Raw genomic sequence first — 5478 nt, 5'->3', positions numbered from 1 at the left:
TTTGCCCGCCGCGCGGAAGATGCAGATGAACGCGCCCGCCATCAGCGCCGGGTCGATCTGCTGATCCCGGTGGCCAAGGCCTGGTCGACCGAACTGTCGGTGCATTCGTCCTCGCTGGGTGTGCAAGTGCATGGTGGCATGGGCTATATCGAGGAAACCGGCGCGGCGCAGCACCTGCGCGATGCCCGGATCACCACGATCTATGAAGGCACCACCGGCATTCAGTCGCTGGACCTTGTCGGCCGCAAGATCGCACGCGATCAGGGCAAGGCGGTCGGCGAACTTGTGGCCGATATGCGGGCCACGGCGGTTGCGCTTGGCGCGATGTCGAGCCCGGATGTGCAATGGCAGGCGCTCAGCGCGACGGTTCTGGCTGCCGCGATTCTGGTCGACGAGACCAAGGTCTGGATTCTTGCGCAGAATGGCAACGAACCTTCGGCGGTTGCGGTGAACGTGCTGGAACTGTTCGGCATCGCGTTGGGGGCATGGGCCATGGGCGACGCCGCGCTGAAGGCAGGTCAGCGTATTGCGGCTGGCAACGGGCGCGAGTTCCACCGTTCCAAACTGAGGCTGGTACAATTCTATATGGACAACGTGTTCCCTCAGGCTTTGGCGCTGGAGAAACAGATCACGCACGGGGCGAGTTCCACTCTGAGCCTCAGCGCCAGGGATTTTGGCGCGGTGGCATAACCATCCTCAACCTGACCGGCATGCCGTCGTCGTGGATAACGGCGCGCCGGTCGGGGGCGGTATCGCTGGCCCGCAAGGGCAGGCTGGCCAATGAGGCCCGGACCGGGGCGCTCGGGACCTAGGTCTCTGCGGCCTCCAGTGCCGCGCGATGCTCGGGGCCTGCGATGTCGATCATCAGTTTTCGACGTTCCCGCAGCGATCTCCCGCGCAGGTCCGCAATCCCGTGTTCGGTAACGATCAGGCCGGCTTCGCTGCGGGGTGTGCTGACCGGACCGCTTAACTGTGCGACGATCCGGCTTGCGCCTGTTCTGGCGACGGTCGAGGGCAGCGCGATGATCGGTAGCCCACCGCGCGACGCATGGGCGCCGCGCAGGAATTCTGCCGCGCCCCCTACGGCCCCGATATAGCGGCCACCGGCCACCTCGGCATTGACCTGACCGGTCAGGTCCACTTCGATCGCTGCGTTGATGGCGACGTATCGGTCGTGCTCGGCCAAAATCGCCGGATTATGAGTATAAGTGCAGGGGCAAAGGCGCACGCCGTCATTGCCATGCGCAAAATCATAGATCCGACGGCTGCCCAGCAACCAACCGGTGACCGATACGCCTTGATCCCTTGTCTTGCGGGCGTTCGTGATGACGCCCGCTTCGGTCAGATCGGCGACACCATCGCCTATCACCCCGGAATGAATGCCCAGATCGCGATGCTGTCCAAGGGCGCTAAGCACGGCTTCGGGGATCTGGCCAAGGCCCATTTGAAGAACAGACCCGTCTTCGATGATACCAGCTATGTGCCTGGCTATTTTCAGTTCGGCGGCGCCCGGCGCGGGATGGTGTAATTCCCTCAGGGGGCGTGAGGTTTCGACGATGTGATCGATTTGTTCCGGGCCGATATCCAGCAGGCCGGGAACGCTTGGCATCTGGTCGTTTACCTCGGCCAGAATTACGCGTGCGCGGGGGATGAGCGGGGCAATATATTCCTGCATCAGGCCAAGGTTAAATCGGCCATCGGGGCGGGCAGGTGGCAGATGGAGCATCAGAACATCGATATCCGCCAGCGCGTTGGGAAGCCACGAATAGGGCACCGGCAGGATGTCGAGCAGCCCCGCGCGCGAAAGGCTGCGGTTTGTGCCGCTTGCACAATAAGAGCGAATGCGGATGTGGTCGGCGTGTTCCGGAGAAATCGTGTCAGTCAGGCTAAAGCCGACCGTCACCGTCAGAGGGCCAAGCGCCGCTCTTTGCGCGACAAGGGCACGGGTCAGGGCTTCGGGTTCGCCCCCCGCCTGACCCCATACAATTGAATCGCCCGGACGGATCCATTTTGACAGGTCGGGCAGGGGGTCCGCCACCGCTTCGCTTTCTGTGGTGATCAAAGCATCCGCCTTTCAAAAAGATCGTATGGCGAACTAACGTCCGATATATGGCAGTATATGCCTGTGCTTGCTGTCGCAGTCAACGTTCGCCGGGCAGACCGACGCAAGGCGCGTAATCTGCTGTGCTGGAAAAATTCGCCGGAAAATATCCGAACGGAAAAGCTGGGTGGGCCTCAACCTTATGACCCTGCTGCGGCTTGACTTGAGTGCGTGTATCAATCTAATAACGGACATAAGTTCGCAATACGGACGAAGCTTTAATGGGCGGTTTTCGACACCGCCCCAGGAGGATCACCCATGCCCGACCTGAAAGACGCCTATATCGTCGCGCCGGTCCGAACGCCCATCGGCAAGTTCGGTGGCGCTTTAAGACCGCTGACCGCTGATGTCTTGATGGTGCATATCGTCAAGGAATTGATGGCGCGCACGGGCATTCCCGGTGACACGCTGGACGACGTCATCGTCTCGCAATCCTATGCCTCAAGCGAAGCACCGTGTCTGGGACGTTACGGTGCCTTGGCCGCCGGTCTGCCGATTGAGGTGCCGGGCTATACGCTGGACCGGCGTTGTGGATCGGGTCTGCAGGCGGTCATCAATGCCGCGATGAATATCCAGACCGGGCAGGCCGATGCGGTCATGGTCGTTGGCGTCGAGAGCATGTCCAACATCGAATATTACTCTACCGATATGCGCTGGGGTGGGCGCGCGGGCAGCGTCACGCTGCATGACCGGTTGGACCGTGGCCGCGTCCGCTCGCAACCCGAAGAGCGTTTCGGCGTGATTTCGGGAATGCCCGAGACCGCCGACACGCTTGCCCGCGAATACGATATCACCCGCGAAGAGGCGGATGCTTTTGCCGTGCGCAGCCATGCCAATGCCCATGCGGCGTGGGAAACCGGCCTTTTCGACAAGGAAGTCGCCCCGGTTGATGTGCCCGGTAAAAAAGGCACTGTCACCACCGTCACGCGTGACGAAGGCATCCGCCCCGACACCACGATGGATGTTCTTTCGGGACTCCGGGTTATCCGTGAAGGCGGGGTTTGCACGGCCGGAAACTCGAGTCAGCAAAATGACGCGGCGGCGGCCTGTCTTGTCGTATCCGCTGACTATCTCGAAAAGCACGGGCTGACGCCGATGGCGCGGCTCGTCGGTTGGGGCGTCGCCGGATGTGATCCGGCGCGCATGGGCATCGGCCCGGTTCCCGCAACGAAAAAGGCGCTGGCCAAGTCCGGCCTGACGCTTGACCAGATGGACCTGATCGAGCTGAACGAAGCCTTCGCCGCGCAGGCGCTTGCGGTTCTCAAAGCGCTTGAGGTCAGCGATTTCGACCGGGTTAACGTGAACGGCTCGGGGATCTCGCTTGGTCATCCGATCGGCGCGACCGGGGTGCGTATTCTGACCACACTGCTGCACGAGATGGAGCGGCGCGGATCGAAATACGGGCTTGAAACCATGTGTATCGGCGGAGGCATGGGCTTTGCCGCCGTGTTTGAGCGGCCATGACGGTTCCCGCCTCTTTTCGCGCGCCATGGGACCTTGAAGCGCTTCTGAATGAAAGCCCTTTTCTGGCCGATCTCGGGTTGGAGTTCCTTGAGTTGGATGAAACCGGCGCGGTTTTCGAACTGACCGTCAGCGCGCGGCATCTTAACGCCGAGGGCCGGATGCATGGCGGGGTCATTGCCACCCTACTCGACGCGGCTTGCGGGCTGCCTGTGCGGGTGACGGCCAAAGACGCGGACCTTGTGCGCGCTGTCACCCTGACACTTTCGGTCAATTATATTGCCGCGCCCAAAGGCCCACGGATGCGCGCCACCGGACGCATCAGCGGCGGCGGAAGCCGCGTGCTTTTTTCCGAAGGCGAGGTGCGCGACACCGACGGCAGTCTCGTTGCCACAGCAACGGGCAGCTTCAAACGGCTGCGCCCGACCGCAAACCCTATACAAACAAAGGACACAGAATGAGAGACGTTATCATCTCAGGCATCGGCATGACGGCCTTTGGCAAATTCATGGACCGCAACCTGAAATCCCTGTCCGAGGAAGCCGTATCCGCGGCCCTCAAGGATGCCGGTATTACCCCTGATCAGGTTGATCAGGTAATCTTTGGCAACGCGGCGGCGGGCGTCGTCACCGGTCAAGAGATGATCCGCGCGCAATCCTCGCTGCGCAATACCGGACTGGATGGCGTGCCGATGTTCAATGTCGAAAACGCCTGTGCCTCTTCCAGCAGCGCCTTTCACATCGGCTGGTTGATGGTCGCCAGCGGTCAGGCCGAATGCGTGATCGTAATGGGTGCGGAAAAGCTGACGCACGAGGACAAGGCCGTCTCTTTCGGGGCGTTTTCCCGCGCCGTTGACCTCGACGAGCCGCTGCCCGAAGGCTATCAGGCGGGCTCGGGGTCGTTGTTCATGGACCTTTATGCGGTCAAGGCGCGCAAGTGGCTTGAGAAAACCGGTGGCTCGGCCGAGGACTTTGGCCGCGTCGTGGTCAAAAGCCGTCACGCAGGCAGCCTTAACCCCATCGCGCAATTCCGCAAAGAGACCACGCTGGAAGAAGTCATGGGTAGCCGCATGATCAGCGACCCGCTGACGCTGTTCATGTGTTCCTCCATTGGGGACGGCGCGGCGGCCATCGTTCTGACCTCGCCGGAATTCGCTAAGAAACTCGATACGCCGGCCATCAAGGTCCGTGCCTCGGCGGTGGTGTCGGCCAAGGCGCATGGCGAACGTGATCTCGTCGCGGTGTCCGCCTCGCGCAAGGCTTACGAGATGTCGGGTATCGGACCGGAAGACCTTGATGTGGTGGAACTTCATGACGCTTCTGCGCCGGCGGAGTTGATTCACTATGAAAACCTTGGCCTGTGTGGCCCCGGTGGTGCGATTGCGATGATCCGCAACGGCGACACGGATGTCGGCGGGCGCATCCCCGTAAACCCAAGCGGTGGCCTGTTGTCGCGCGGTCACCCCATCGGCGCCACCGGCGCGGGGCAGATCATCGAACTTGTGCAGCATCTGCGTGGCACCGCGGGCGCGCGTCAGAAAGATGGCGCCAAGGTCGCGCTGGCCGAAAACAACGGTGGGCAGCTTGCGGGCGACTCTGCTGTTGCGGTCGTCACCATCCTTTCGGTGTGAGGGAGGTGCGAATGTCGGAAAGAACAGCCATCGTCACCGGTGGGGCACAGGGCATAGGCCTGGGCATCACGCGCAAACTTTTAGAGAAAGGTCACCGCGTCGCCGTCTGGGACCGTGATTCCAAGGCGCTTGCAGCTTTGCCCGAGGTTCTCGGATCAGCGTCTGACCGGGTCTTCGGGCAAGAGGTCGATGTGACCGACGGTGCCGGTGTGACAGACGCGGTCGCCGCCCTGTCAGATCGCTGGTCCGCGCCGGATACCCTTGTGAACAATGCCGGGATCGCCCG

The 5478-nt window shown here is 61.9% G+C and carries 6 protein-coding genes; 5 read left to right on the top strand and 1 reads right to left on the bottom strand.

What is annotated here, in order from left to right:
• On the top strand, window positions 1-690 hold a 690-nt coding region (locus ABYW26_RS09705; RefSeq protein WP_372604622.1), incomplete at its 5' end, for an acyl-CoA dehydrogenase C-terminal domain-containing protein.
• 118 nt (window positions 691-808) lie between these two features.
• Here the strand turns inward: ABYW26_RS09705 and ABYW26_RS09700 are convergent.
• Window positions 809-2062: an acetyl-CoA hydrolase/transferase family protein gene (locus ABYW26_RS09700; RefSeq protein WP_372604621.1), complete on the bottom strand. Its 1254-nt coding sequence runs from the start codon at window positions 2060-2062 to the stop codon at window positions 809-811.
• A gap of 297 nt (window positions 2063-2359) precedes the next feature.
• Here ABYW26_RS09700 and ABYW26_RS09695 point away from each other — a divergent pair, with 297 nt between their 5' ends.
• The 4 genes from ABYW26_RS09695 to ABYW26_RS09680 form a co-directional block, all read left to right on the top strand.
• Window positions 2360-3565, top strand: coding sequence for an acetyl-CoA C-acetyltransferase (locus tag ABYW26_RS09695; RefSeq protein WP_372604620.1), 1206 nt, complete (start codon window positions 2360-2362; stop codon window positions 3563-3565).
• Window positions 3562-4023, top strand: coding sequence for a PaaI family thioesterase (locus tag ABYW26_RS09690; RefSeq protein WP_372604619.1), 462 nt, complete (start codon window positions 3562-3564; stop codon window positions 4021-4023). The genes ABYW26_RS09695 and ABYW26_RS09690 overlap by 4 nt, the downstream gene beginning before the upstream one ends.
• Window positions 4020-5192, top strand: coding sequence for a thiolase family protein (locus ABYW26_RS09685; protein ID WP_372604617.1), 1173 nt, complete (start codon window positions 4020-4022; stop codon window positions 5190-5192). Before ABYW26_RS09690 ends, ABYW26_RS09685 begins: the two co-directional genes overlap by 4 nt.
• 11 nt (window positions 5193-5203) lie before the next feature.
• Window positions 5204-5478, top strand: a 275-nt coding sequence (locus ABYW26_RS09680) for an SDR family NAD(P)-dependent oxidoreductase (protein WP_372604616.1), incomplete at its 3' end; no start/stop codon positions are given.

The sequence above is a fragment of the Actibacterium sp. genome, assembly GCF_041584535.1.
Taxonomy (GTDB): domain Bacteria; phylum Pseudomonadota; class Alphaproteobacteria; order Rhodobacterales; family Rhodobacteraceae; genus Actibacterium_D.
The sequence above is the reverse complement of the archived record's forward strand: the minus strand, read 5'-3'. Positions and strand labels throughout refer to the sequence as shown.